A 1999-nucleotide genomic window follows, 5' to 3' on the forward strand; every position below is an offset into this window, starting at 1 on the left:
CGTTCCAATAGAAAAACACCAAGAGAATACGATAAAGAGCTTTATAAAGAGAGAAATCTCATCGAAAGAATGTTCAATAAACTCAAGAATTTTCGTAGGGTTGCTACTCGTTATGATAAATTAGCTATTTCTTTCTTATCTTTTGTCCATATTGCTTCTATATATCTTTGGTTAAAATAAATGTCGACACTACCTAATAAATGACAGCTTGTTGAGAGCTCATTTATGGGCAGTTGATCGCAATATTACCAAGACTTACATAGATGATGTAATTGAAAGCGTAAACTCTTACTTAGCAGGTTTAAAAGCACAAGGAGCAATTATCAGTGGAAAATGTTATGTAACTTCGGACCCAGCAAACATTGCAAGTGGCAAAGTATTTTTTGACTTTGAATTTACTCCACCATACCCTGCTGAGCAGATAACTTTTCGCTCTCACTTACTAAATAATGAAATTTTATAAAGAGGAAGAAAGTGTTACCTCAGATACTGAGAAACTTTAACGTATTTGTCGATGGTAGAGGCTATGCTGGGAAAATCGACGAAATAACCTTGCCAAAACTTACCATTAAAACTGAGGAATATCGTGCTGGTGGTATGGACATTCCAATTAGCATAGATATGGGAATGGAGAAATTAGAGGCTGAGTTTACCTTCGCTGAATACGATACAGAACTTTTTAGGTTATTTGGCTTGATAAATGGGAACTCGGTATCCTTAACTCTTCGTGGAGGAATACAAGGTAGTGGTAGCAATGAAGTTGAAGCCATTATTATAAATCTCAGGGGAATATTCAGAGAATTTGATTTTGGTAGCTGGAAACCTGCAGAAAAAGCCACACTCAAATGTACGGTAGCTGCTCACTATTATAAACTTACTATAGGTGGAAATGAGTTAATAGAGATCGATGCTGAAAATATGATGCGGAAAATTAACGGTGTTGATCAGATGTCTTTGCTGCAAACGGCTTTAGGAATTTGACAAAAAATGTAAGGCTTTTTTATTGAAAAGTTGCTAATAATGCTGTATAATTATTAATGGTTTTTAGGAGTTTTTGCTATGGCTTTATCTAAGTTTCTTGATGTTAAAAACGACATAGCCTTCAAACGAATCTTTGGTACTGAAAAGAATAAAGATATTTTAATTCATTTCTTAAATGATATCCTAGGGTTTACTGGCGTCAATGAAATAAAAGAGATAGAGTTTTTGAGTACTATCCAAGATCCTGATATTGCTGCTAAAAAACAAAGTATTGTCGATGTTCTCTGTAGAGATGAAAATGGGGTGCAAATAATTGTCGAAATGCAGGTGGCTAAAACCAAAGGCTTTGAAAAACGTGCCCAATACTATGCAGCTAAAGCTTATTCAAGGCAGGCTGATAAAGGTGATCAATACCATGACCTTAAAGAAATTATCTTTATTGCTATAGCAGATTGTATTCTGTTTCCGTGTAAGTCTGTGTATAAATCAAAACATACTATTCGGGATGAAGATACTAACGAGCACGATCTAAAAGATTTTTACTTTATATTTATTGAATTGCCAAAATTTCCAAAAACCAAAGAGGAGCAGCTTTCAGGTATAGTTGAAAAATGGATATACTTCTTCAAGTATGTAGATGAAACTAGTGAAGAGGACCTAGAAAGAATAATAGGAAGTGATTTGATAATAAAGAGAGCATATGAAGAGCTAAATAGGTTTAACTGGTCAGAAAAAGAATTTATAGCGTACGAGCAAGAGGTCAAGCGTATTCTTGATGAACAGGCTGTCCTCGCTCAAAAACTTGATGATGCCAGAGAGGAAGGAAAGATTGAAGGAAAGATTGAAGGAAAGATTGAAGTTGCAAAAGCGATGCTAGCTAATAATGTTGATGTTAACACTATTGTCAAGTGTACAGGTCTTTCCGTTGATGAAGTTCAGGAATTAATATAGACAGCTTATTGTAAGGCCATTATTACTTCAAAAAAAACACAAATTCAAGTAAAAAAATTAATCATGT

3 protein-coding genes and 1 pseudogene are annotated in these 1999 nt (G+C 34.4%); all 4 read left to right on the forward strand.

The annotated features are described in order from the left end of the window. Positions 1 to 180 (forward strand): transposase (locus IC220_RS07260; RefSeq protein WP_188152748.1); only part of this gene is annotated, 180 nt, incomplete at its 5' end. Positions 181 to 193: 13 nt separating this feature from the next. After that, a pseudogene (locus IC220_RS07265) lies at positions 194 to 463 on the forward strand (phage tail sheath C-terminal domain-containing protein); the annotation flags it as partial. 11 nt (positions 464 to 474) lie between these two features. Next, a complete protein-coding gene (locus tag IC220_RS07270; protein ID WP_188153760.1) occupies positions 475 to 981 on the forward strand; it encodes a phage major tail tube protein in 507 nt (168 codons plus the stop codon). Positions 982 to 1059: 78 nt separating this feature from the next. Continuing rightward, complete coding sequence (locus IC220_RS07275) at positions 1060 to 1932, forward strand: Rpn family recombination-promoting nuclease/putative transposase (RefSeq protein ID WP_188153761.1); 873 nt, start codon at positions 1060 to 1062, stop codon at positions 1930 to 1932. Positions 1933 to 1999: the final 67 nt, after the last annotated feature.

The sequence above is a fragment of the Wolbachia endosymbiont of Pentalonia nigronervosa genome (assembly GCF_014534705.1).
Classification (GTDB): domain Bacteria; phylum Pseudomonadota; class Alphaproteobacteria; order Rickettsiales; family Anaplasmataceae; genus Wolbachia.

Coding starts and splice junctions, on each gene's coding strand:
- IC220_RS07275 (WP_188153761.1), top strand. CDS start 1,060: ATGGCTTTATCTAAGTTTCTTGATGTTAAAAACGACATAGCCTTCAAA.